Origin of the sequence: Chryseobacterium sp. SIMBA_038, from assembly GCF_046535115.1 — a bacterium.
Taxonomy (GTDB): domain Bacteria; phylum Bacteroidota; class Bacteroidia; order Flavobacteriales; family Weeksellaceae; genus Chryseobacterium.
This window is the reverse complement of sequence record NZ_JAWRXH010000396.1, coordinates 1-241: the sequence shown is the minus strand read 5'-3', so window position 1 is coordinate 241 and position 241 is coordinate 1. Positions and strand designations below refer to the sequence as shown.

1 protein-coding gene is annotated in these 241 nt (G+C 36.9%); it reads right to left on the bottom strand.

The window, feature by feature from the left end:
• Nucleotides 1-237: DUF5995 family protein (locus tag SB689_RS24030; RefSeq protein WP_410694533.1), on the bottom strand; the 237-nt coding region annotated here is incomplete at its 3' end.
• Between the last annotated feature and the right edge of the window lie 4 nt (nucleotides 238-241).

The window sequence follows — 241 nt, the reverse complement described above, 5'->3', positions numbered from 1 at the left end:
CTGGTCAATAAGATCCACTGGATAACATATTTTACTTAAAGAATCCTGAACTTTCTGATTGATTGATGCAATCACGTTATTAATATTTTCGAAGTCTTTCTTTAAAGGATTTATTTTTCGGTAAGGCATAATGGAAGCCGCTGAAATTCCCAAATCCAGATTGATGTGAGCATTCATGCCAAGGAATATGTGCTGTAGGATCAGCAGGTCCTTGTTTTTGGTTGCTTCAAAGGCCAGATAC